The organism is Enterobacter pseudoroggenkampii (assembly GCF_026420145.1).
In the GTDB taxonomy this organism is placed as follows: domain Bacteria; phylum Pseudomonadota; class Gammaproteobacteria; order Enterobacterales; family Enterobacteriaceae; genus Enterobacter; species Enterobacter pseudoroggenkampii.
Genome location: NZ_JAPMLV010000001.1, coordinates 2,539,873 through 2,562,903, shown reverse-complemented (window position 1 = coordinate 2,562,903; position 23,031 = coordinate 2,539,873). Strand labels below are relative to the sequence as shown.

Below are 23,031 nucleotides of genomic sequence, written 5' to 3'. Positions count from 1 at the left end.
TGGCAAGGTTAAAGTTTGGCGGCGAGAAGGTCTTCAAGTTTGCGCTGGTCGACGGCGAACAGGCGGATACCTTCCGCCAGTTTTTCCACAGCCATCGCGTCCTGGTTGTGCTCCCAGCGGAACTCCGCTTCGGTCATGGTTTTCGGTTTTGGCAGAACGGTAGAGGTGGGCACCAGCTTACGGATCACCGTCTCTTCTTTGTCCTGTAGCTCCTGGAGCAGGTTAGGGGAGATGGTCAGACGGTCACAGCCTGCCAGGGCGAGGATCTGCTCGGTACGGCGGAAGCTGGCCCCCATCACGATGGTTTCGTAGCGGTGCTGTTTGTAGTAGTCGTAGATGTTACGGACCGATTTCACGCCCGGATCCTCATCCACCACGTACGGATCCATCGGCTGTTTTGCCTGATACCAGTCGTAGATGCGCCCGACAAACGGCGAGACGAGGAACACGCCCGCTTCCGCGCAGGCGCGCGCCTGGGCAAACGAGAACAGCAGCGTCAGGTTGCAGTGGATACCCTCTTTTTCCAGCACCTCTGCCGCACGGATGCCTTCCCAGGTGGAGGCGAGCTTGATCAGAATGCGCGATTTATCGATGCCCTGATCCTGGTAGAGCTCCACCAGACGACGTGCCTTATTAATGCTTTTTTCTTTATCAAATGAGAGGCGGGCATCGACTTCGGTCGAGACGCGTCCCGGAATGCTTTTCAGAATTTCTGCACCAAAATTAACCGCCAGCTTGTCGCTGGCTTCGGCGACCTGCTGCTCCTGCGTTTTCCCGCGCTGTTTACCGTAGGCAATGGCGTCATCAATCAGATGGCTAAAATGGGCAAGCCCGGCCGCTTTGAGCAGCAGCGAAGGGTTGGTGGTCGCATCCTCCGGCTGATAGTGGCGAATCGACTCGATATCGCCGCTGTCTGCAACCACGGTGGTGAATTTTTTGATGCCGTCTAGCTGGTTCATAAATGATTACTCCTTGGAAATAAAAGCGTTAGCTGAGTGCGTTAGTTCACACTTCTGGAAAAATCATGATGGACTTAACAAAAAAGCATAGCAGACGGGGGAGGCATTGCTTTTGAGACGGGTAACATGGCTGTTATAAATTGATAACAATTTTTAATGTGTGATGGTGAGAGTTTGGCAGCCTTCAAAGTTTATGCGCTGTCCTGCGGCGATACTATCTGACCGATACGTAAAAGGAATAACAAGATGGACGATCAGTTAAAACAGAGTGCCCTCGATTTTCACGAGTTTCCTGTCCCGGGGAAAATCCAGGTCTCCCCAACCAAGCCGCTGGCAACCCAGCGCGATCTGGCGCTGGCCTATTCGCCGGGCGTAGCTGCCCCGTGTCTGGAAATTGAAAAAGACCCGCTGGCGGCCTACAAATACACCGCGCGTGGCAACCTTGTCGCCGTGATCTCTAACGGCACGGCGGTGCTGGGGCTGGGCAACATCGGTGCGCTGGCCGGTAAACCGGTGATGGAAGGGAAGGGGGTACTGTTCAAGAAATTCGCCGGTATCGACGTGTTCGATATCGAGGTGGATGAGCTCGACCCTGACAAATTCATCAACGTGGTGGCCGCGCTGGAGCCGACCTTCGGCGGGATTAACCTGGAAGACATCAAAGCGCCGGAATGTTTCTATATCGAGCAGAAGCTGCGCGAGCGTATGAACATTCCCGTGTTCCATGATGACCAGCACGGGACCGCGATTATCAGCACCGCCGCGATTCTGAACGGCCTGCGCGTGGTAGAGAAAAATCTCTCCGACGTGCGCATGGTGGTTTCTGGCGCAGGCGCCGCGGCCATCGCCTGTATGAACCTGCTGGTGGCGCTGGGTATGCAGAAACACAACATTGTGGTCTGCGACTCCAAAGGCGTTATCTATAAAGACCGCGAGCCGAACATGGCTGAAACCAAAGCGGCCTATGCGGTGGAAGACGACGGTAAACGCACCCTGGACGACGTGATCGACGGCGCGGATATCTTCCTCGGCTGCTCGGGTCCGAAGGTGCTGACCCAGGAGATGGTGAAGAAGATGGCGCGTGCGCCAATGATCCTGGCCCTGGCGAACCCGGAGCCGGAAATTCTGCCGCCACTGGCGAAAGCGGTGCGTGAAGACGCCATTATCTGTACCGGTCGTTCTGACTACCCGAACCAGGTCAACAACGTGCTCTGCTTCCCGTTCATCTTCCGCGGTGCGCTGGACGTCGGCGCAACGGCGATCAACGAAGAGATGAAGCTGGCCGCCGTTCACGCCATCGCGGAGCTGGCGCACGCCGAGCAGAGCGAAGTGGTCGCGTCTGCGTACGGCGATCAGGATCTGAGCTTTGGCCCGGACTACATCATTCCAAAACCGTTCGACCCGCGTCTGATTGTCAAAATTGCTCCCGCGGTGGCCAAAGCGGCGATGGACTCCGGCGTGGCGACGCGTCCGATTCACGATTTCGACGCTTACGTCGATAAGCTCACCGAGTTTGTCTATAAAACCAACCTGTTCATGAAGCCGATCTTCTCCCAGGCGCGCGCCGACGCGAAGCGCGTAGTGCTGGCGGAAGGGGAAGAGGCGCGCGTGCTGCACGCCACCCAGGAGTTGATCACCTTAGGCCTGGCGAAACCGATCCTGATTGGTCGTCCGAGCGTGATTGAGATGCGTATCCAGAAGCTGGGCCTGCAGATTAAGGCGGGTGTCGACTTCGAGATCGTCAACAACGAATCCGATCCGCGCTTCAAAGAGTACTGGAGCGAATACTACGCGATCATGAAACGGCGGGGGATCACTCAGGAGCAGGCGCAGAAAGCGGTGATCAGCAACACGACGGTGATCGGCGCGATCATGGTCCATCGCGGCGAGGCGGATGCGCTGATCTGCGGCACCATCGGCGATTACCACGAGCACTTTAGCGTGGTGCAGGAGATCTTTGGCTATCGCGACGGCGTCCATACCGCCGGGGCGATGAACGCGCTGCTGCTGCCAAGCGGCAACACCTTTATTGCCGATACCTACGTTAACGACGATCCCACCCCGGACGAGCTGGCGGAGATCACCGTGATGGCCGCCGAGACCGTGCGTCGCTTTGGTATCGAGCCGAAGGTGGCTCTGCTGTCGCACTCTAACTTTGGTTCGTCTAAATCCGCGGCGGCCTGCAAAATGCGTGAGACGCTGGCGCTGGTGCGCGAGCGCGCGCCGGAGCTGATGATTGACGGGGAAATGCACGGCGATGCGGCGCTGGTGGAGAGCATCCGTAACGAACGTATGCCGGACAGCCCGCTGAAGGGATCGGCTAACATCCTGATTATGCCGAACGTGGAAGCGGCGCGTATCAGCTATAACCTGCTGCGCGTCTCCAGCTCTGAAGGGGTGACCGTAGGACCGGTGCTGATGGGCGTGGCGAAACCGGTGCACGTGTTAACGCCGATTGCCTCCGTGCGTCGTATCGTGAACATGGTGGCGCTGGCGGTGGTTGAGGCGCAGACGCAGCCGCTGTAATATCACTTTAATTTATTTCCGGCGCGGGTTTCTCCCGCGCCTTTTTATTTTCCCTTTCTTAGTGATCCACTTCACCTTTTAAACCTGGTTGCCGAATTTTGTTATTTGCTCTGACAAAAAATTGCCACGATGAGGGCAGTTTTAGAGGAGGCGGTGAGCAATGGAAAAAGAACGCATTATCCAGGAATTTGTGCCGGGGAAACAGGTCACGCTGGCGCATCTCATTGCGCACCCCGGAGAGGAACTGGCGAAAAAGATCGGCGTTCCCGAAGCCGGTGCCATCGGCATCATGACGCTGACGCCAGGGGAAACGGCGATGATTGCCGGTGACTTAGCCCTGAAGGCGGCAGATGTACATATCGGTTTTCTCGATCGATTCAGCGGTGCGCTGGTTATCTACGGCTCGGTAGGCGCGGTAGAAGAAGCGTTATTACAGACGGTAAGTGGTCTGGGCCGGTTATTAAATTTCACATTGTGCAATCTGACAAAAAGTTAATCTGAGGCGGCGATGAAACGTATTGCGTTTGTCGGTACGGTGGGGGCGGGGAAAACGACGCTCTTTAATGCGCTACAGGGAAATTATTCCCTCGCCAGAAAAACACAGGCCGTGGAGTTTAATGAGAATGGCGATATCGATACGCCAGGGGAATATTTTAGCCATCCTCGCTGGTATCACGCCTTAATTACTACGCTGCAGGATGTCGATACGTTGATTTATATACATGCGGCAAATGATAAAGAAAGTCGCTTACCTGCCGGGCTGCTGGATATTGGCGCAAGTAAACGACAAATCGCCGTTATCAGCAAAACGGACCTGCCGGATGCCGACGTCGCCGCAACGCAACAACTTCTTTGCGGGATGGGGTTTCAGGAGCCGATTTTTGAGCTCAATAGCCATGACCCGCGCAGCGTGCAGCATCTGGTGGATTATCTGACTGAGCTCAGCCAAAAGGAGGAAAGGGCAGGTGAAAAAACTCATCACAGCTAACGATATTCGTGCGGCCCACGCACGCGGTGAACAGGAAATGTCAGTTGTTCTGCGCGCCAGCATCATCACCCCGGAGGCGCGCGAAGTTGCGGAGCTGCTGGGCGTCACCATCAGCGAATGCGATGAATCCACGCCATGCGCAGCCGCTGCTAAACCGGCTGCGGTGATTGATGGCAAAACGGAAAACCAACGCATTCGCGAAACCATCATTGCACAGTTACCGGAAGGACAGTTTACCGAAAGCCTGGTTGCCCAACTGATGGACAAAGTCATGAAGGAGAAACAGTCGCTGGAGCAGGGCGGAATGCAGCCGAGCTTTAACTCGGTGACTGGCAAAGGCGGCGTCAAAGTCATCGACGGCAGTAGCGTGAAGTTTGGTCGTTTTGACGGCGCACAGCCGCACTGTGTGGGGTTAACCGATCTGGTGACCGACCAGGACGGCAGCAGTATGGCCGCCGGGTTCATGCAGTGGGATAACGCCTTTTTCCCATGGACGCTGAACTACGACGAAATCGACATGATTCTGGAAGGTGAGCTGCACGTTCGTCACGAAGGTGAAACCATGATTGCTAAAGCCGGGGACGTGATGTTTATCCCGAAAGGCTCCAGCATCGAATTTGGTACGCCCTCGACGGTGAAGTTTCTGTATGTGGCCTGGCCTGCGAACTGGCAGTCCTGCTAAGGCGGATGTATGAAGGATTTCATTACCGAAGCATGGCTCAGAGCGAATCATACGCTCAGCGAAGGGGCTGAAATTCATCTCCCCGCTGACGCTCGCCTGACGCCGTCTGCCCGGGAATTACTGGAAAGCCGACATCTGCGCATTAAGTTTATCGACGAGCAGGGCAGCCTGTTTATTGCTGACGAAGACCAGCAGCCGCAGCCGGTGCATGGGTTAACCAGCAGCGATACGCATCCACAGGCCAGCTGCGAACTGTGTCATCAACCGGTGGCGAAGAAACCTGACACGCTGACGCATCTGACGGCGAACAAGATGGTTGCCAAAAGTGATCCGCGCCTGGGATTTCGCGCCGCGCTGGACAGCACCATCGCGCTGGCCGTGTGGTTGCAGATAGAGCTTGGGCAACCGTGGCAGCCGTGGCTTTCGGATATCCGTTCGCGCCTGGGCAACATTATGCGCGCCGATGCGATGGACGAGCTGCTGGGAGCACAAGCTATCGTCGGCTTAAGTGACGACGATTTACACCGCCTTTCGCATCAGCCGCTGCGCTATCTGGACCACGACCATCTGGTGCCTGAAGCCAGTCACGGACATGATTGCGCGCTGCTTAATCTGCTGCGTACCAAAGTCCGTGAAACGGAGACGGTGGCGGCCCAGGTTTTCATCACCCGTAGTTTTGAAGTCATGCGACCGGACATCATGCAGGCGCTCAACCGCCTTTCCAGTACGGTCTACGTCATGATGATTCTGAGCGTTGCGAAGCACCCGCTGACGGTTAGCCAAATTCAACAGCGACTGGAGGAGAAACCGTGATCATTGAACGTGCTCGTCAACTCTCCCACCGCTCACCTGCACGGGTGGTGTTTCCGGATGCGCTGGATGTTCGGGTACTGAAGGCGGCAAATTATCTGCATCAGCACCGTCTGGCGCGTCCCATTCTCGTCGCCAGTCCGTTTGCGCTGCGCCAGTTTGCTCTCAGCCACCGGGTGGCGATGGATGGCATTCAGGTTATCGATCCGCAAAGCAACCTGCCAATGCGTGAAGAGTTTGCGCTGCGCTGGTTGGCCCGCGCGGGAGATAAAACGCCTGCGGATGCCCGGGAAAAACTCAACGATCCGCTGATGTTCGCCGCGGCAATGGTCAGCGCGGGTAAAGCTGACGTCTGTATTGCGGGCAATCTATCGTCGACGGCCAACGTGCTGCGCGCCGGTTTGCGCATTATTGGGCTACAGCCAGGCTGTAAAACGCTGTCGTCAATTTTCCTGATGCTGCCACAGTATCTCGGGCCGTCATTAGGATTTGCCGATTGCAGCGTCGTGCCGCAGCCCACCGCCGCACAGCTGGCGGATATTGCGATTGCCAGCGCGCAGACATGGCAGGGGATCACGGGGGAAGAGCCGCGCGTGGCCATGCTGTCGTTTTCAAGTAATGGCAGCGCTCGCCATCCCAACGTCGCTAACGTGCAGCAGGCGACGGAGATTGTTCGTGAGCGTGCCCCGCAGCTTATCGTGGATGGCGAACTGCAATTTGATGCCGCCTTTGTTCCGGAAGTCGCCGCGCAAAAAGCGCCTGCCAGTCCGTTAAAGGGCAATGCCAACGTGATGGTTTTCCCGTCGCTGGAGGCAGGCAATATTGGCTACAAAATTGCCCAGCGTTTGGGAGGGTATCGCGCCGTTGGACCCTTGATTCAGGGACTTGCCGCACCGCTTCACGACCTCTCTCGCGGCTGTAGCGTACAGGAAATTATCGAACTGGCGTTGGTGGCCGCTGTGCCGCGCCAGACTGACGTGAGTCGTGAAAACGCCTCGCACACACTGGTTGTATAAGGTCCCGTTCTGGACCCCTTTGACTTAAGAGGAAAGCAAAATGGAAGCATTAGGAATGATTGAAACCCGGGGCCTGGTTGCACTGATTGAGGCTTCTGACGCAATGGTTAAAGCGGCACGTGTGAAACTGGTTGGCGTGAAGCAGATCGGTGGCGGTCTGGTCACTGCTATGGTCCGCGGCGACGTAGCGGCATGTAAAGCGGCAACAGACGCAGGTGCTGCGGCTGCACAGCGTATTGGCGAGCTGGTTTCCGTACACGTGATCCCGCGCCCGCATGGCGATCTGGAAGAAGTGTTCCCGATTAGCTTTAAAGGCGACAGCAACGACATGTAAGTCGTCCATGTGACGCCACAAATTTCATTGCTGGCGTCACCCTCTCTCCTTTTCACATTACCTTCTGCGGAGGGTAGGGGGAGGTTTTACCTGAAATATGCCACGGAGGCGCGTATGAAACTGGCAATCGTCACAGGACAAATTGTTTGTACCGTACGCCATCAGGGGCTCGCGCACGACAAGTTGCTGATGGTGGAAATGATTGATGCCCAGGGTAATCCCGACGGCCAGTGTGCTGTTGCTATCGACAGCATCGGAGCGGGAACCGGGGAGTGGGTGCTGCTGGTCAGCGGCAGCTCAGCCCGTCAGGCGCACCGTCACGAATCATCACCTGTCGATCTGTGCGTGATTGGCATCGTCGATGAAGTGGTGGCTGGTGGCCAGGTGATCTTCCATAAATAAGGCAGAAAATCATGAATCAACAGGATATTGAACAGGTCGTGAAAGCGGTGCTGCTGAAAATGAAAGACAGCAGCCAGCCCGTCAGTGCCGTTCAAGAAATGGGCGTTTTTGCCTCCCTGGATGACGCAGTGACGGCAGCAAAACTGGCCCAGCAGGGGTTGAAAAGCGTCGCCATGCGTCAGTTGGCTATCGCGGCTCTTCGCGAGGCGGGCGAAAAGCACGCCAGAGAATTAGCGGAACTTGCCGTCACAGAAACCGGCATGGGACGCGTTGACGATAAATTTGCCAAAAACGTGGCGCAGGCACGCGGTACGCCGGGGGTGGAATGCCTGTCTCCACAGGTCCTGACCGGCGATAACGGTCTGACGCTGATTGAAAATGCGCCGTGGGGCGTGGTGGCCTCGGTGACGCCGTCTACCAACCCTGCCGCAACTGTTATCAACAACGCCATCAGCCTGATTGCCGCTGGCAACAGCGTGGTCTTCGCCCCGCATCCTGCGGCAAAAAAAGTCTCTCAGCGCGCCATTACGCTGCTTAACCAGGCGATTGTTGCCGCAGGCGGCCCGGCAAACCTGCTGGTGACCGTTGCCAATCCGGATATCGAAACCGCCCAGCGCCTGTTCAAGTACCCAGGCATCGGCCTGCTGGTGGTAACCGGCGGTGAAGCCGTAGTGGATGCTGCGCGTAAGCACACCAACAAGCGTCTGATTGCCGCCGGTGCGGGTAACCCGCCGGTGGTGGTGGATGAAACGGCCGACCTGGCCCGCGCGGCGCAGTCGATCGTCAAAGGCGCATCGTTTGATAACAACATCATCTGCGCCGATGAAAAAGTCCTGATCGTCGTGGATAGCGTTGCCGACGAACTGATGCGCCTGATGGAAAGCCAGCATGCGGTGAAACTGACTGTGGCTCAGGCCGAACAGCTGCAACCTGTGCTGCTGAAAAATATCGATGAGCGCGGTAAAGGCACGGTCAGTCGTGACTGGGTAGGTCGCGATGCAGGAAAAATCGCGGCGACGATTGGTCTGACCGTACCAGAGCAAACGCGGCTGTTATTCGTCGAAACCTCAGCGACGCATCCGTTTGCCGTCACCGAATTGATGATGCCGGTGTTGCCTGTCGTGCGGGTCGCCAGCGTCGATGAGGCCATTGAACTGGCGGTCAAGCTTGAAGGCGGCTGTCACCATACGGCGGCGATGCATTCGCGCAATATCGACAACATGAACCGCATGGCAAACGCCATTGATACCAGCATTTTCGTCAAGAACGGACCGTGTATTGCGGGGCTTGGGCTCGGCGGCGAAGGCTGGACCACGATGACCATTACCACACCAACCGGGGAAGGGGTGACCAGCGCGCGCACGTTTGTGCGTCTGCGTCGCTGTGTGTTGGTGGACGCCTTCAGAATTGTATAAGGAGTAAAAGGGATGGCGCACGACGAACAGCGTTGGCTGACACCCAGGCTGCTAAAAGCGGCAGCGCTATGTAACCAGACGCCTGCTGCGAGCGATTCGCCGCTGTGGCTGGGCGTTGATTTGGGAACCTGTGATGTGGTGTCGATGGTTGTCGACAGTGACGGACAGCCGGTTGCGGTTTGCCTGGACTGGGCCGATGTCGTGCGCGATGGCATCGTCTGGGATTTCTTCGGCGCGGTGACCCTCGTTCGTCGCCATCTCGATACGCTCGAACAACAGCTGGGTTGCCGCTTTACCCATGCGGCAACCTCGTTTCCACCGGGAACGGACCGGCGCATTTCGATCAACGTGCTGGAGTCTGCCGGACTTGAAGTGAGTCATGTGCTTGACGAACCGACCGCGGTGGCGGACCTGTTGCAGCTCGATAACGCTGGCGTGGTGGATATCGGGGGCGGTACCACCGGGATTGCCATTGTTAAACAGGGCAAAGTGATCTATTCCGCCGATGAAGCGACCGGCGGGCACCATATTTCCCTGACGCTCGCCGGGAACCGTCGCATCCAGTTGGAGGAAGCCGAGCAGTACAAGCGCAGCAATGGCAAAGAAATCTGGTCAGTGGTTAAGCCGGTCTACGAAAAGATGGCGGAAATCGTGGCTCACCATATAGCCGGACAGGGCGTCGCTGACTTGTGGCTGGCCGGTGGCTCCTGTATGCAGCCGGGCGTTGATGAACTGTTCCGTAAGCGTTTCCCGAAGCTGCAGGTGCATTTACCCCAGCACAGCCTGTTTATGACTCCGCTGGCGATTGCAAATAGCGGAAAAGAAAAAGCGGAAGGAATCTATGCAAGCTGAATTGCAGACCGCGCTCTTTCAGGCATTCGATACCCTGAATCTGCAACGCGTAAAAACGTTTAGCGTTCCACCGGTTACGTTATGTGGACTGGGAGCGCTGAGTACCTGTGGGCAGGAAGCAAAAGCGCGCGGACTGACGCATATGTTCGTCATGGTTGATCGTTTCCTGCATCAGGCGGGGATGACCGCTGCACTGGAGCGCAGCCTGGCGATGAAAGGCGTGGCGATGACGCTGTGGCCATGTCCGGCGGGCGAACCGTGCATTACGGACGTCTGCGCGGCGGTCGCGCAATTGCGTGAATCGAAGTGCGATAGCGTTGTGGCCTTCGGCGGCGGTTCCGTACTGGATGCCGCAAAGGCAGTCGCGTTGCTGGTGACCAACCCCACGCAGACGCTGGCTGACATGACGGAGCACAGCGTGTTGCGTGCGCGTCTGCCGCTGATTGCGGTGCCAACTACCGCCGGAACAGGCTCAGAAACCACTAACGTCACGGTGATTATCGACGCCGCGACAGGACTTAAACAAGTGCTGGCCCACGCACTGCTGATGCCGGATGTGGCGATCCTTGACGCCGCGCTGACGGAAGGTGTGCCCGCACACGTCACGGCGATGACCGGGATCGATGCGCTGACGCACGCCGTTGAAGCATATAGCGCGCTGAACGCGACGCCGTTTACCGACAGCCTGGCGATTGGCGCGATTGCGATGATCGGTAAATCGCTGCCGAAGGCCGTCGGCTACGGTCAGGATCTGGCGGCGCGGGAAAGCATGCTGCTGGCGTCCTGCATGGCGGGAATGGCGTTTTCCAGCGCGGGACTGGGCTTGTGTCATGCGATGGCGCACCAGCCGGGCGCTGCGCTGCATATCCCGCACGGACAGGCTAACGCCATGCTGCTGCCCACGGTAATGGGGTTCAACCGCATGGTGTGTCGTGAGCGCTTCAGTCATATCGGACGGGCGTTAACTAACAAGAGGTCGGACGATCGCGATGCCATCGACGCCGTCAGCGAGTTGATTAGTGAAGTGGGCCAGACAAAACGACTCTCTGACGTTGGGGCAAAGCCCGAGCATTACAGCGCATGGGCGCATGCCGCGCTGGAGGATATTTGTATTCGCAGTAACCCACGCACCGCCACGCAGGCCGACATTATCGCGTTGTATGCGACGGCACAATAAATACACATATGACAGGGAGTGAAGGTTATGGGAATTAACGAAATCATCATGTACATCATGATGTTCTTTATGCTGATTGCCGCCGTGGACAGGATCCTGTCGCAGTTCGGTGGTTCGGCGCGCTTCCTCGGTAAGTTCGGTAAGAGTATTGAGGGTTCGGGCGGCCAGTTTGAAGAAGGTTTCATGGCGATGGGCGCGCTGGGCCTGGCAATGGTCGGTATGACCGCGCTGGCACCCGTACTGGCGCATGTGCTTGGGCCGGTGATTATTCCGCTGTACGAAATGCTGGGCGCAAACCCGTCGATGTTTGCCGGAACGCTGCTGGCGTGCGATATGGGCGGCTTCTTCCTGGCGAAAGAACTGGCGGGCGGCGACGTTGCGGCGTGGCTGTACTCTGGCCTGATCCTCGGAGCGATGATGGGGCCGACGCTGGTCTTCTCCATTCCGGTTGCGCTGGGAATTATTGAACCGTCCGATCGTCGTTATCTGGCGCTGGGCGTGCTGGCCGGTATTGTCACCATTCCAGTTGGCTGTATTGCGGGTGGTTTGGTCGCGATGTACTCCGGCGTCGAAATCAATGGTCAGCCGGTGGAGTTCACCTTTGCGCTGATCCTGATGAACATGATCCCGGTGCTGATCGTGGCCGTGCTGGTGGCGCTGGGATTGAAATTCATCCCGGAAAAAATGATCAACGGCTTCCAGATCTTCGCGAAATTCCTCGTGGCGCTGATCACCCTCGGTCTGGCGGCTGCGGTGATCAAATTCCTGCTCGGCTGGGAGCTGATTCCGGGTCTTGATCCTATCTTCATGGCACCGGGAGACAGGCCGGGTGAAGTGATGCGCGCCATCGAAGTTATCGGTTCTATCTCCTGTGTGCTGCTGGGCGCCTACCCGATGGTGCTGCTGTTGACCCGCTGGTTTGAAAAACCGCTGATGAGCGTCGGCAACCTGTTAAACGTTAATAACATTGCGGCTGCGGGGATGGTCGCGACGCTGGCGAACAACATCCCGATGTTCGGCATGATGAAGAATATGGATACCCGCGGCAAAGTGATCAACTGTGCCTTTGCGGTCTCCGCGGCCTTTGCTCTGGGGGACCACTTAGGCTTCGCCGCTGCCAACATGAACGCGATGATCTTCCCAATGATTGTCGGCAAGTTGATCGGCGGTGTGACGGCGATTGGCGTGGCTATGCTGTTAGTACCGAAAGACGAAGATGTTCCGGCAACAGCAGACACTCATCCGGAGGCGCAATCGTGAATATTCGCCAGCTACTCAGCGTCGGTATCGATATCGGCACCACCACCACTCAGGTGATCTTCTCGCGCCTTGAGCTGGTCAACCGTGCGGCAGTGTCGCAGGTGCCGCGCTACGAATTCATCAAACGCGAAATTAGCTGGCAAAGCCCGGTGTTTTTTACCCCGGTTGATAAGCAGGGCGGGTTGAAAGAGGCCGAACTTAAGGCGCTGATCCTCGCCCAGTATCAGGCGGCGGGCATCAAGCCTGAGGCCGTCGATTCCGGTGCGATCATCATTACCGGAGAAAGCGCCAAAACCCGCAACGCACGACCCGCAGTGATGGCGCTCTCCCAGTCGCTGGGGGACTTTGTGGTTGCCAGCGCCGGCCCGCATCTGGAATCGGTGATTGCCGGTCAAGGCGCGGGAGTGCAAACCCTGTCCGAGCAAAAAATGTGCCGGGTACTGAATATCGACATCGGCGGCGGGACGTCGAACTACGTCCTGTTCGATGCCGGAAAGGTCAGCGGTTCGGCCTGCCTGAACGTTGGTGGAAGGCTTCTGGAAACGGACGGTCAGGGGCGAGTGGTGCATGCGCATCAACCGGGACAGATGATTGTTGATGACGTATTTGGTCCGGGCTTTGACGCCCGAGCCCTCAATGCGGCGCAGCTTGTTCAGGTGGCCCGACGGATGGCGGCGCTGATTGTGGAGGTGATTGACGGCACGCTTTCACCGCTGGCGCAGGCGATGATGCAAACCGGTTTACTGCCTGCGGGTGTGAAACCGGATGTGATTACGCTTTCAGGGGGAGTGGGCGAATGCTACCGCAACCAACCTGCCGATCCGTTCTGTTTTTCCGATATCGGGCCGCTCCTCGCCACGGCGCTGCATGAACATCCGCGTCTGCGTGAGATGAACGTGCAGTTCCCGGCGCAGACCGTGCGTGCCACGGTGATTGGTGCCGGTGCGCATACGCTGTCGCTTTCGGGCAGCACTATCTGGCTGGAAGGCGTGACGCTTCCGCTGCGCAATCTGCCGGTGGCGATTCCGGTTGATGAGGCTGATCTGGTTGCCGCCTGGCAGCAAGCGCTGATGCAACTCGATCTGGATCCGCAAACGGACGCCTACGTGCTGGCGCTACCCGGTTCGCTGCCGGTGCGCTACGCCGCGCTATTAACGGTGATTGATGCGCTGCTGGCCTTCGTCGCGCGCTATCCGAATCCGCATCCCCTGCTGGTGGTAGCCGAGCAGGATTTTGGTAAAGCCCTGGGCATGCTGTTACGCCCACAGTTACAGCAACACCCGCTGGCGGTCATCGATGAGGTGGTTGTCCGGGCGGGGGACTATATCGACATTGGTACGCCTCTTTTTGGCGGATCGGTTGTGCCGGTGACGGTGAAATCACTCGCATTTCCTTCCTGAGGGAACGACTTATGAAACTAAAGACCACATTGTTCGGCAATGTTTATCAGTTTAAGGATGTGAAAGAGGTGCTGGCAAAAGCCAACGAACTGCGTTCGGGGGATGTGCTGGCAGGGGTAGCTGCAACCAGTTCGCAGGAGCGCGTGGCGGCCAAGCAGGTGCTGTCAGAAATGACGGTGGCGGATATCCGCAATAACCCGGTGATTTCCTATGAAGAGGACTGCGTCACGCGTCTGATTCAGGATGACGTCAACGAAACGGCCTATAACCGCATCAAAAACTGGAGCATCAGCGAACTGCGCGAGTACGTGCTGAGCGATGAAACCTCCGTTGATGACATTGCGTTTACGCGTAAAGGGTTAACGTCGGAAGTGGTCGCCGCGGTAGCAAAAATCTGCTCTAACGCGGACCTGATCTACGGCGGTAAGAAAATGCCGGTGATCAAAAAGGCCAACACCACTATTGGTCTTCCTGGCACTTTCAGCTGCCGTTTACAGCCGAACGACACCCGTGATGACGTGCAGAGTATTGCGGCACAAATCTACGAGGGACTCTCCTTCGGTGCGGGCGATGCGGTAATTGGCGTAAACCCGGTAACGGATGATGTGGAAAACTTAAGCCGCGTACTGGATACCGTGTACGGCGTTATCGATAAGTTCAACATCCCGACCCAGGGCTGCGTACTGGCACACGTTACCACCCAGATCGAAGCGATTCGTCGCGGCGCGCCGGGCGGGCTGATTTTCCAGAGTATCTGCGGCAGCGAGAAAGGCTTAAAAGAGTTCGGCGTTGAGCTGGCTATGCTGGATGAAGCACGTGCAGTGGGCGCGGAGTTCAACCGCATCGCCGGTGAAAACTGCCTGTACTTCGAAACCGGACAAGGGTCTGCGCTCTCCGCAGGCGCTAACTTCGGTGCCGATCAGGTGACGATGGAAGCGCGTAACTACGGGCTGGCGCGTCACTACGATCCGTTTCTGGTGAACACCGTGGTGGGCTTTATCGGGCCGGAGTATCTGTACAACGATCGTCAGATTATTCGCGCGGGTCTGGAAGATCACTTTATGGGCAAGCTGAGTGGCATCTCAATGGGCTGCGACTGCTGCTACACCAACCATGCTGATGCTGACCAGAACCTCAACGAAAACCTGATGATTCTGCTCGCCACCGCTGGCTGCAACTACATCATGGGCATGCCGCTCGGTGACGACATCATGCTCAACTATCAGACCACCGCCTTTCACGATACCGCCACCGTCCGTCAGTTGCTGAATTTACGGCCGTCGCCGGAGTTTGAAAGCTGGCTGGAAACCATGGGCATTATGGCAAACGGTCGCCTGACCAAACGGGCGGGCGATCCGTCACTGTTCTTCTGATGACGCGGGGATGACACACGATGGATCAAAAACAGATTGAAGAAATTGTACGCAGCGTTATGGCGTCAATGGGAGAGTCGCAGCCGCAGGCGCAAGCGTCGTCACCTGAAGAGAAATGTAGCACTGCGCAGTGTGCTGCACCAACGGGTGAAAGCTGTGCAATGGATTTAGGCTCAGCCGAGGCCAAAGCGTGGATTGGCGTTGAGAACCCGCACCGCGCAGAGGTGTTGATCGAGCTGCGCCGCAGCACCGCCGCGCGTGTATGTACCGGCCGTGCCGGTCCACGCCCGCGCACTCAGGCGCTGCTGCGTTTCCTGGCCGATCACTCGCGTTCAAAAGACACGGTGTTGAAAGAAGTGCCCGAAGAGTGGGTAAAAGCCCAGGGGCTGCTGGAAGTACGCTCGGAAATCAGTGACAAAAACCTGTACCTGACGCGCCCGGATCTGGGGCGTCGTCTGAGTGCGGAAGCCATTGAAGCGCTGAAATCACAGTGTGTAATGAACCCGGATGTGCAGGTGATTATCTCTGATGGCCTGTCTACCGACGCCATCACCGCCAACTACGAAGAGATCCTGCCGCCGCTGTTGTCGGGCTTAAAACAGGCCGGATTGAAGGTTGGGACGCCGTTCTTTGTTCGCTATGGTCGCGTGAAAATCGAAGATCAGATCGGCGAACTGCTTGGTTCGAAAGCGGTGATCCTGCTGGTTGGGGAACGTCCGGGCCTTGGCCAGTCTGAAAGCCTTTCCTGCTATGCCGTCTATTCGCCGCGCGTGGCGACGACCGTTGAAGCTGACCGTACCTGTATCTCGAATATTCATCAGGGCGGTACGCCACCGGTTGAAGCGGCGTCGGTGATTGTGGATTTGGCCAGGCGCATGCTGGAGCAAAAAGCATCCGGCATCAATATGACCCGTTAAGGAGGCATCATGCCAGCATTAGATTTGATTAGACCTTCAGTCACCGCAATGCGCGTGATTGCCTCGGTAAATGACGGTTTTGCCCGTGAACTTAAATTACCGCCACATATACGTAGCCTTGGACTCATCACAGCAGATTCTGATGACGTGGCGTATATTGCCGCAGACGAAGCGACAAAACAGGCAATGGTCGAAGTGGTTTATGGCCGCTCGCTGTATGCCGGCGCGGCGCACAGCCCCTCTCCAACCTCGGGCGAAGTGCTGATTATGCTCGGAGGGCCAAACCCGGCCGAAGTTCGCGCAGGTCTGGACGCGATGGTGGCCAATATTGAAAGCGGTGCGGCGTTCCAGTGGGCAAATGACGCAGAAGATACCGCTTTCCTGGCGCATGTGGTTTCGCGTACCGGGTCGTATCTCTCGGCGACCGCAGGATGCCGACCTGGCGATCCGATGGCGTATCTGGTGGCGCCGCCGCTGGAGGCGACGTTGGGTATTGATGCTGCGCTGAAATCTGCTGATGTGCAGATTGTCACCTATGTGCCGCCACCGTCAGAAACCAACTATTCGGCCGCGTTTTTGACCGGTAGCCAGGCTGCCTGTAAAGCCGCCTGTAACGCCTTTGCCGATGCCGTGCTGGATATTGCCCGTAATCCAGTCCAGCGCGCGTAAGAGAGGTAGTGATGATCAATGCACTGGGATTACTGGAAGTGGATGGCATGGTGGCTGCCGTCGACGCGGCAGATGCCATGTTGAAAGCCGCTAACGTGCGTCTGCTGAGCCACGAAGTGCTCGATCCTGGCCGGCTGACGCTGGTGGTGGAAGGCGATCTGGCTGCGTGCCGCGCAGCGCTGGATGCAGGCAGCGCTGCCGCAGCGCGTACAGGCCGTGTTATCAGCCGTAAGGAAATAGGCCGGCCGGACGATGACACCCAGTGGCTGATCGGCGGTTTTACGCGCCAGCCGAAGAAACCAGAACAGAAGCCAGAAGTGAAAACAGAGGTAAATCCGCAGAAGACGCAGGATGCCCCGTTGACGTCTGAATCCTCTGAGCAACTTCTGACGCTGTTGGCATCGGTCCGTCAAGGAATGACGGCAGGGGAAGTGGCTGCCCACTTTGGCTGGTCACTGGATGAAGCCAGAAAGGCGCTGGAACAGCTCTTTTCTCACGGAGCGTTGCGTAAACGCAGTAGTCGCTATCGCTTAAAAAATTAACCTGTCGGAGGGCCGGGGGCTTCGTGGAGGCTTCCGGCTTAAAAGATCATGAAAAAGACCCGAACTGCAAACCTGCACCATCTTTATCATGAAGCATTACCCGAAGACGTTAAACTTACGCCGAAAGTGGAGGTGGACAACGTTCATCAGCGGCGCACAACGGATGTGTATGAGCATGCGCTGACGATTACCGCCTGGCAGCAAATCTACGACCAGCTGCATCCGGGAAAATTTCATGGCGAGTTCACGGAAATCCTGCTCGACGATATTCAGGTTTTCCGTGAATACACCGGACTGGCGCTGCGTCAGTCATGTCTTGTCTGGCCGAACTCGTTCTGGTTTGGTATTCCGGCCACGCGCGGCGAACAGGGATTTATCGGCACCCAGTGTCTGGGTAACGCTGAAATTGCCACCCGCCCGGGCGGGACGGAGTTTGAACTGAGTACGCCAGATGATTACACCATTCTGGGCGTCGTTATTTCGGAAGAGGCGATTGCCCGTCAGGCCAACTTCCTGCATAACCCGGAAAGGGTGATGCATATGCTGCGTAACCAGTCGGCGCTGGAAGTGAAAGAACAACACAAAGCTGCTCTATGGGGCTTTGTGCAGCAGGCGCTGGCGACATTTAGCGAGAATCCGGTAAACCTCCATCAACCTGCGGTACGCAAAGTGCTGGGCGATAACCTGCTGCTGGCGATGGGCACAATGCTGGAAGAAGCGCAGCCGATAATCACGGCCGAGAGTATCAGCCATCAGAGCTATCGTCGCCTGCTGTCGCGTGCGCGCGAATATGTGCTGGAAAATATGTCAGAGCCGCTGACCGTACTTGACCTGTGTAATCAGTTGCACGTCAGCCGTCGGACGCTGCAAAACGCCTTTCATACGATACTCGGAATTGGTCCGAATGCCTGGTTAAAACGTATTCGTCTGAACGCCGTGCGTCGCGAGCTGATAAGCCCGTGGTCGCAAAGCGTGACGGTAAAAGACGCCGCCATGCAGTGGGGATTCTGGCATCTGGGGCAGTTTGCCACTGACTATCAGCAATTGTTTGCGGAGAAACCGTCGTTGACGCTGCATCAGCGTATGCGCCAGTGGGCGTGATGACATTATTGTGCCGGATACGACGATTTGCGCCTTATCCAGCCTGCGGGGCGGTGCCTCAGTCGTTGCAGGCCTGATAAGGCGCTAGCCGTCATCAGGTCAGGTAAACTACACCCAGTCGCGGATCTGAATAAACTCGCTAAGGGCAGCTTCCGGGCTGTTCGCTTCCGGCTGCCAGTCATATTCCCAGCGCACCAGCGGCGGCATCGACATTAAAATCGACTCCGTGCGCCCGCCGGTCTGCAGGCCGAACAGCGTCCCACGATCCCACACCAGATTAAATTCCACGTAGCGCCCCCGACGGTAGAGCTGGAACTCACGTTCGCGCACGCCATAGTTGGTGTTTTTACGGCGTTCGACAATCGGCAGGTACGCGTCGGTATAGCCTTCACCCACCGCGCGCATAAAGCTGAACGCGGTATCAAAATCCGGCGTGTTGAGATCGTCAAAGAACAGCCCGCCGATGCCGCGCTGCTCGTCGCGGTGCTTCAGGTAAAAGTAGTCGTCGCACCACTTTTTAAATTTCGGATAGACGTCTTCGCCAAACGGCAGGCAAAGATCCCGCGCGGTGGTGTGCCAGTGCACGGCATCCTCTTCGAAGCCGTAATAGGGCGTTAAGTCGAAACCGCCGCCGAACCACCAGACCGGGTCGGCGCCCGGTTTTTCCGCAATGAAAAAGCGCACGTTGGCGTGGCTGGTCGGCACAAACGGGTTGTGCGGATGCACCACCAGCGAGACGCCCATCGCCTCGAAGCTGCGGCCTGCGAGCTCGGGACGATGTGCCGTCGCAGACGCAGGCATGGCGTCGCCGTGAACGTGGGAAAAATTCACGCCCGCCTGTTCGAAGATGCCGCCGTTTCGCAGCACGCGGCTGCGCCCGCCGCCTCCGGCCTCGCGCTGCCAGGTATCTTCCTGAAATTCACCGCCGTCTGCGGCGGCCAGTTTCTGGCAGATTTCATCCTGCAGCTGCAGCAGGAAGGTTTTGACCAGTTGAGCATCGGGTTTCATTAACGTTTCCTGGAGTGCGCTTTTTGGTTATCGAACCAGTTGAAGTAACTGATAATGCCGGAGGCGATGGCGTTGGCGATCTTCTGACGAAACGCCGTGGTGCCGAGGAGTCGCTCCTCTTCCGGGTTGGTAATGAAGGAGGTTTCCACCAGCACGGACGGGATGGACGGTGATTTCAGCACCACGAACGCTGCCTGCTCGGTGCCTTTACTGTGCAGACGGTGCACTGGCTTAATCTTCTTCAGAATATGCGAGCCGAGCGTCAGGCTGTTTTTGATCGTATCCGTCTGCACAAGGTCGAACAGCACCTGCTGTAGCAGGTGGTCTTTGTCGGTGGCTTTCTTCCCGGCGACTTCATCCGCCCGGTTTTCGCGGTCGGAGAGGTATTTCGCCATGGCGCTACTGGCGCCACGGTTGGAAAGCGCAAACACCGAGGCACCGGCCGCAGAAGGGTTGGTAAAGCCGTCGGCGTGGATCGACATAAACAGATCCGCCCCGTGCTGGTGGGCGATCTCTACGCGGTCATACAGCGGAATAAAGGTATCGCCAGAGCGCGTCAGACGGGCGTCAATGCCGTTACTGCGTAAAATTGCGCGCACATTTTTTGCAATTGCCAGCACGACGTGTTTTTCTTTCGACCCGTTTTTGCCGATGGCGCCGGTATCAATGCCGCCGTGCCCTGGGTCGAGCATCACCAGACGCTTCGCGCCCGGCTTTTTGGCTTTCGGTTTGCTGTGTCCGTTACTGGTTTTGAGCGTGCTCTCGTCTTTCGCCTGAGCCTGCTTTGCGATGCCCGTTAACGTTAAGGCCGCCAGCCCCGCTTTGAGAACCTGACGACGCGATGTGAGTGCTTTTAATGGTTTGAATGTGCTCATGCGGCCTGAATACTAAAAAATGGGGTCCTGGTGTTATATCGTATCGTGTTTCCCGTTACGACAGTCCATATTGAGAATTGTTTTACTTTTCATTTCAATACGTGACAAAGTGACATTATGCCAAATTTTGGCGAGATTTTCCCCGGTTATTGGCTAAAGGCGTGCTTCGCGCCATAATCACTGTTTTTAAACCCGAAAAGGCGGTTAATACCATGGAGATACGCGTTTTTCGCCAGGAAGATTTCGAAGAGGTGATCACCCTTTGGGAGCGCTGCGATCTGCTGCGTCCGTGGAACGATCCGGAAATGGATATCGAACGTAAGGTGAATCACGACGTCAGTCTATTTCTGGTCGCGGAAGTTAATGGCGAGGTTGTGGGGACGGTAATGGGCGGTTACGACGGCCACCGCGGCTCGGCCTATTATCTGGGCGTTCACCCGGAATACCGTGGCCGCGGCATTGCCAATGCGCTGCTGAACCGACTTGAGAAGAAGCTGATCGCCCGCGGCTGCCCAAAAATCCAGATCATGGTGCGGGAAGATAACGACGTCGTGCTGGGCATGTATGAGCGTCTGGGCTATGAACATGCTGACGTGCTGACTTTGGGCAAGCGTCTGATCGAAGATGAAGAGTACTGAGATCCATCCGGCTGACTTTGACGCGCAGGGCCGCGTCAGGCTGCCCTTTTTATTCTGGTGCGTTCTGCTGCTCCAGGCCCGGACCTGGGTGCTGTTTGTGATGGCCGCCGCGTCGCGCGGGCAGGGCGACACGCTGTTGAATCTCTTTTACCCCGATCACGACGCCTTCTGGCTCGGACTACTGCCGGGCGTACCGGCGGTGGTGGCGTTTTTGTGCAGCGGCCGGCGGCAGGCGATCCCGCGTTTGTGGCGCGCGCTTCGCGGGCTGCTGATCCTTGCCCAGATTGCGCTGCTCTTCTGGCAGCCGGTACTCTGGTGGTACGGTGAACCGCTAACGGGCATCGGTATTGCGCTGGTGGTTGCCGATATTGTGGCGCTGCTGTGGCTGCTGACGAATCCGCGTCTTCGCGCCTGTTTTGCGCCTCAGGATGATTAATCCGGCACTTTTTGCCGATGTCGCACTCCAACAAGCGTTGATTTAATTAGAAAGGACGTTTCAATGAAATCGCTGCGTTTACTTTTATGCGCTCTCCCGCTGGCGTTGACCGGCTGTTCGACGCTCTCCTCCATTAACTGGTCCGCCGCGTATCCGTGGAACTGGTTTGGCTCATCAACGGAAGTGACCGAGCAGGGCGTGGGGAAAATTACCGCCGCGACGGCGCTGGATCAGAATGCTATTCAGGATGCGCTCAGCAGCGATTACCGTCTGCGCAGCGGCATGAAAACGGAGAATGGCAATATTGTTCGCTATTACGAAGCGCTGAAGGGCGACAAGCTGGCGCTGGTGATCAACGGTGACAAAGGCACGGTAAACCGAATTGCCGTCATGGATGAAGATATTCCGACCGCCAGCGGCGTGAAAGTCGGGACCCCGTTTAGCGATCTTTATAAGCAGGCCTTTGGCAACTGCTCCAGCGCGCCATCCGACGATGAAGTGGCGGTGGAGTGTAAGGCGGAAGGCAGCCAGCACATCAGCTATATTTTTACCGGCACCTGGAGCGGCCCGGAAGGGTTGATGCCGTCTGACGACACGCTGAAGAGCTGGAAAGTGAGCAAAATACTCTGGAAGCAGTAATTTGCGTCTGAACAAACCGCCTCGCTGAAATCCGGGTATAATAGCCGCCATCAATGCCACGCTGACGTGGCATCTTTATTTCAGGAGGAGCGATGTCTCAGGTTCAGAGTGGCATTTTGCCAGAACATTGCCGCGCGGCGATTTGGATTGAAGCCAATGTCAAAGGGGACGTGGATGCCCTGCGTGCGGCCAGCAAAGCGTTTATTGATAAACTGGCGACCTTCCAGGCCAAATTCCCGGAAGCCCACCTCGGCGCCGTTGTTGCGTTTGGCAATAACGTCTGGCGTCAGCTGAGCGGCGGCGAAGGGGCGGAAGAGCTGAAGGACTTCATCCCTTACGGCAAAGGCCTGGCTCCGGCGACCCAGTACGACGTGCTGATCCACATTCTTTCTCTGCGTCACGACGTGAACTTCTCCGTTGCCCAGGCGGCGGTGGCGGCCTTTGGCGACAGCATTGAAGTGCAGGAAGAGGTTCACGGCTTCCGCTGGGTGGAAGAGCGCGATCTGAGCGGCTTCGTCGACGGGACGGAAAACCCGGCGGGTGAAGAGGTTCGTCGCGACGTGGCGGTGATTAAAGACGGCGTGGACGCGGGCGGCAGCTACGTGTTCGTGCAGCGCTGGGAGCACAACCTCAAGCAGCTTAACCGCATGAGCGTGCACGACCAGGAGATGATGATTGGTCGTACTAAAGAAGCCAACGAAGAGATCGACGGCGATGACCGTCCCGTTACCTCGCACCTGACCCGCGTTGACCTCAAAGAAGACGGCAAAGGGCTGAAGATTGTTCGTCAGAGCCTGCCGTACGGTACCGCAAGCGGCACGCACGGCCTCTACTTCTGCGCCTACTGCGCGCGCCTGTATAACATTGAGCAGCAGCTACTGAGCATGTTCGGCGATACCGACGGCAAGCGCGACGCCATGCTGCGCTTCACCAAACCGGTGACCGGCGGCTACTACTTTGCGCCGTCCGTTGAGCGTCTGCTGGCGCTTTAATAGCCTTTCTCCCTCTCCCT

Annotated in this window: 25 protein-coding genes; 22 read left to right on the top strand and 3 right to left on the bottom strand. The window is 57.2% G+C overall.

Annotated features, from left to right (window positions below):
- Positions 1-8: 8 nt before the first annotated feature.
- Complete coding sequence (gene tal, locus OTG14_RS12520) at positions 9-959, bottom strand: transaldolase (protein ID WP_024907585.1); 951 nt, start codon at positions 957-959, stop codon at positions 9-11.
- A 246-nt stretch (positions 960-1,205) separates the two neighbouring features.
- Here tal and maeB point away from each other — a divergent pair, with 246 nt between their 5' ends.
- From maeB to eutR, 18 genes are all read left to right on the top strand, one after another.
- Positions 1,206-3,485: an NADP-dependent oxaloacetate-decarboxylating malate dehydrogenase gene (maeB, locus tag OTG14_RS12515; RefSeq protein WP_267215141.1), complete on the top strand. Its 2,280-nt coding sequence runs from the start codon at positions 1,206-1,208 to the stop codon at positions 3,483-3,485.
- A gap of 160 nt (positions 3,486-3,645) precedes the next feature.
- Complete coding sequence (gene eutS / locus OTG14_RS12510; RefSeq protein ID WP_024907587.1) at positions 3,646-3,981, top strand: ethanolamine utilization microcompartment protein EutS; 336 nt, start codon at positions 3,646-3,648, stop codon at positions 3,979-3,981.
- A gap of 12 nt (positions 3,982-3,993) precedes the next feature.
- Entirely contained in the window at positions 3,994-4,473 is a 480-nt protein-coding gene (gene eutP, locus OTG14_RS12505; protein WP_032646741.1) for an ethanolamine utilization acetate kinase EutP, read from the top strand.
- Positions 4,451-5,155: an ethanolamine utilization acetate kinase EutQ gene (eutQ, locus tag OTG14_RS12500; protein ID WP_024907589.1), complete on the top strand. Its 705-nt coding sequence runs from the start codon at positions 4,451-4,453 to the stop codon at positions 5,153-5,155. The genes eutP and eutQ overlap by 23 nt, the downstream gene beginning before the upstream one ends.
- 9 nt (positions 5,156-5,164) lie before the next feature.
- Positions 5,165-5,968 (top strand): ethanolamine utilization cob(I)yrinic acid a,c-diamide adenosyltransferase EutT, encoded by an 804-nt coding sequence (gene eutT / locus OTG14_RS12495; protein ID WP_267215140.1) that lies wholly within the window; start codon positions 5,165-5,167, stop codon positions 5,966-5,968.
- Positions 5,965-6,981 carry a phosphate acetyltransferase gene (gene pta / locus OTG14_RS12490; protein WP_024907591.1) on the top strand — a complete coding sequence of 339 codons (1,017 nt, stop codon included), beginning with the start codon at positions 5,965-5,967 and terminating at the stop codon, positions 6,979-6,981. The genes eutT and pta overlap by 4 nt, the downstream gene beginning before the upstream one ends.
- 40 nt (positions 6,982-7,021) lie before the next feature.
- Positions 7,022-7,315: an ethanolamine utilization microcompartment protein EutM gene (eutM, locus tag OTG14_RS12485; protein ID WP_003835054.1), complete on the top strand. Its 294-nt coding sequence runs from the start codon at positions 7,022-7,024 to the stop codon at positions 7,313-7,315.
- 114 nt (positions 7,316-7,429) lie between these two features.
- The gene (eutN, locus tag OTG14_RS12480; RefSeq protein ID WP_024907592.1) at positions 7,430-7,717 is read left to right on the top strand and encodes an ethanolamine utilization microcompartment protein EutN; all 288 of its coding nucleotides are present in this window, start codon (positions 7,430-7,432) and stop codon (positions 7,715-7,717) included.
- A gap of 11 nt (positions 7,718-7,728) precedes the next feature.
- The gene (locus OTG14_RS12475) at positions 7,729-9,132 is read left to right on the top strand and encodes an aldehyde dehydrogenase family protein (RefSeq protein WP_267215139.1); all 1,404 of its coding nucleotides are present in this window, start codon (positions 7,729-7,731) and stop codon (positions 9,130-9,132) included.
- 12 nt (positions 9,133-9,144) lie between these two features.
- On the top strand, positions 9,145-9,984 hold the full coding sequence (gene eutJ / locus OTG14_RS12470; RefSeq protein WP_267215138.1) for an ethanolamine utilization protein EutJ: 840 nt from the start codon (positions 9,145-9,147) through the stop codon (positions 9,982-9,984).
- Positions 9,974-11,161, top strand: coding sequence for an ethanolamine utilization ethanol dehydrogenase EutG (eutG, locus tag OTG14_RS12465; RefSeq protein WP_267215137.1), 1,188 nt, complete (start codon positions 9,974-9,976; stop codon positions 11,159-11,161). The genes eutJ and eutG overlap by 11 nt, the downstream gene beginning before the upstream one ends.
- Before the next feature lie 27 nt (positions 11,162-11,188).
- Positions 11,189-12,421 carry an ethanolamine utilization protein EutH gene (gene eutH / locus OTG14_RS12460; protein WP_248165326.1) on the top strand — a complete coding sequence of 411 codons (1,233 nt, stop codon included), beginning with the start codon at positions 11,189-11,191 and terminating at the stop codon, positions 12,419-12,421.
- Positions 12,418-13,821, top strand: a complete 1,404-nt coding sequence (eutA, locus tag OTG14_RS12455; protein ID WP_267215136.1) for an ethanolamine ammonia-lyase reactivating factor EutA — start codon at positions 12,418-12,420, stop codon at positions 13,819-13,821. Before eutH ends, eutA begins: the two co-directional genes overlap by 4 nt.
- 11 nt (positions 13,822-13,832) lie before the next feature.
- A complete protein-coding gene (gene eutB / locus OTG14_RS12450) occupies positions 13,833-15,194 on the top strand; it encodes an ethanolamine ammonia-lyase subunit alpha (protein ID WP_267215135.1) in 1,362 nt (453 codons plus the stop codon).
- A gap of 20 nt (positions 15,195-15,214) precedes the next feature.
- Positions 15,215-16,111: an ethanolamine ammonia-lyase subunit EutC gene (eutC, locus tag OTG14_RS12445; protein WP_267215134.1), complete on the top strand. Its 897-nt coding sequence runs from the start codon at positions 15,215-15,217 to the stop codon at positions 16,109-16,111.
- 9 nt (positions 16,112-16,120) lie between these two features.
- Positions 16,121-16,780, top strand: coding sequence for an ethanolamine utilization microcompartment protein EutL (gene eutL / locus OTG14_RS12440; RefSeq protein WP_024907599.1), 660 nt, complete (start codon positions 16,121-16,123; stop codon positions 16,778-16,780).
- Between the two features lie 11 nt (positions 16,781-16,791).
- Entirely contained in the window at positions 16,792-17,322 is a 531-nt protein-coding gene (gene eutK, locus OTG14_RS12435) for an ethanolamine utilization microcompartment protein EutK (RefSeq protein ID WP_090420079.1), read from the top strand.
- A gap of 48 nt (positions 17,323-17,370) precedes the next feature.
- Complete coding sequence (gene eutR, locus OTG14_RS12430; protein WP_090420076.1) at positions 17,371-18,423, top strand: HTH-type transcriptional regulator EutR; 1,053 nt, start codon at positions 17,371-17,373, stop codon at positions 18,421-18,423.
- Positions 18,424-18,531: 108 nt separating this feature from the next.
- Here the strand turns inward: eutR and hemF are convergent, their stop codons facing one another.
- Positions 18,532-19,431: an oxygen-dependent coproporphyrinogen oxidase gene (gene hemF / locus OTG14_RS12425; RefSeq protein WP_032646715.1), complete on the bottom strand. Its 900-nt coding sequence runs from the start codon at positions 19,429-19,431 to the stop codon at positions 18,532-18,534.
- The gene (gene amiA, locus OTG14_RS12420; RefSeq protein ID WP_024907603.1) at positions 19,431-20,306 is read right to left on the bottom strand and encodes an N-acetylmuramoyl-L-alanine amidase AmiA; all 876 of its coding nucleotides are present in this window, start codon (positions 20,304-20,306) and stop codon (positions 19,431-19,433) included. The genes hemF and amiA overlap by 1 nt, the downstream gene beginning before the upstream one ends.
- 212 nt (positions 20,307-20,518) lie before the next feature.
- Between amiA and OTG14_RS12415 the strand changes: the two genes are divergently transcribed.
- The 4 genes from OTG14_RS12415 (at position 20,519) to OTG14_RS12400 (ending at position 23,011) form a co-directional block, all read left to right on the top strand.
- Positions 20,519-20,944, top strand: coding sequence for a GNAT family acetyltransferase (locus tag OTG14_RS12415; RefSeq protein WP_024907604.1), 426 nt, complete (start codon positions 20,519-20,521; stop codon positions 20,942-20,944).
- The gene (locus tag OTG14_RS12410; protein WP_267215133.1) at positions 20,931-21,380 is read left to right on the top strand and encodes a DUF2919 domain-containing protein; all 450 of its coding nucleotides are present in this window, start codon (positions 20,931-20,933) and stop codon (positions 21,378-21,380) included. The genes OTG14_RS12415 and OTG14_RS12410 overlap by 14 nt, the downstream gene beginning before the upstream one ends.
- Positions 21,381-21,443: 63 nt before the next feature.
- The gene (locus OTG14_RS12405) at positions 21,444-22,019 is read left to right on the top strand and encodes an RpoE-regulated lipoprotein (protein WP_267215132.1); all 576 of its coding nucleotides are present in this window, start codon (positions 21,444-21,446) and stop codon (positions 22,017-22,019) included.
- 92 nt (positions 22,020-22,111) lie between these two features.
- Positions 22,112-23,011 carry a Dyp-type peroxidase gene (locus tag OTG14_RS12400; protein ID WP_267215131.1) on the top strand — a complete coding sequence of 300 codons (900 nt, stop codon included), beginning with the start codon at positions 22,112-22,114 and terminating at the stop codon, positions 23,009-23,011.
- Positions 23,012-23,031 lie beyond the last annotated feature (20 nt).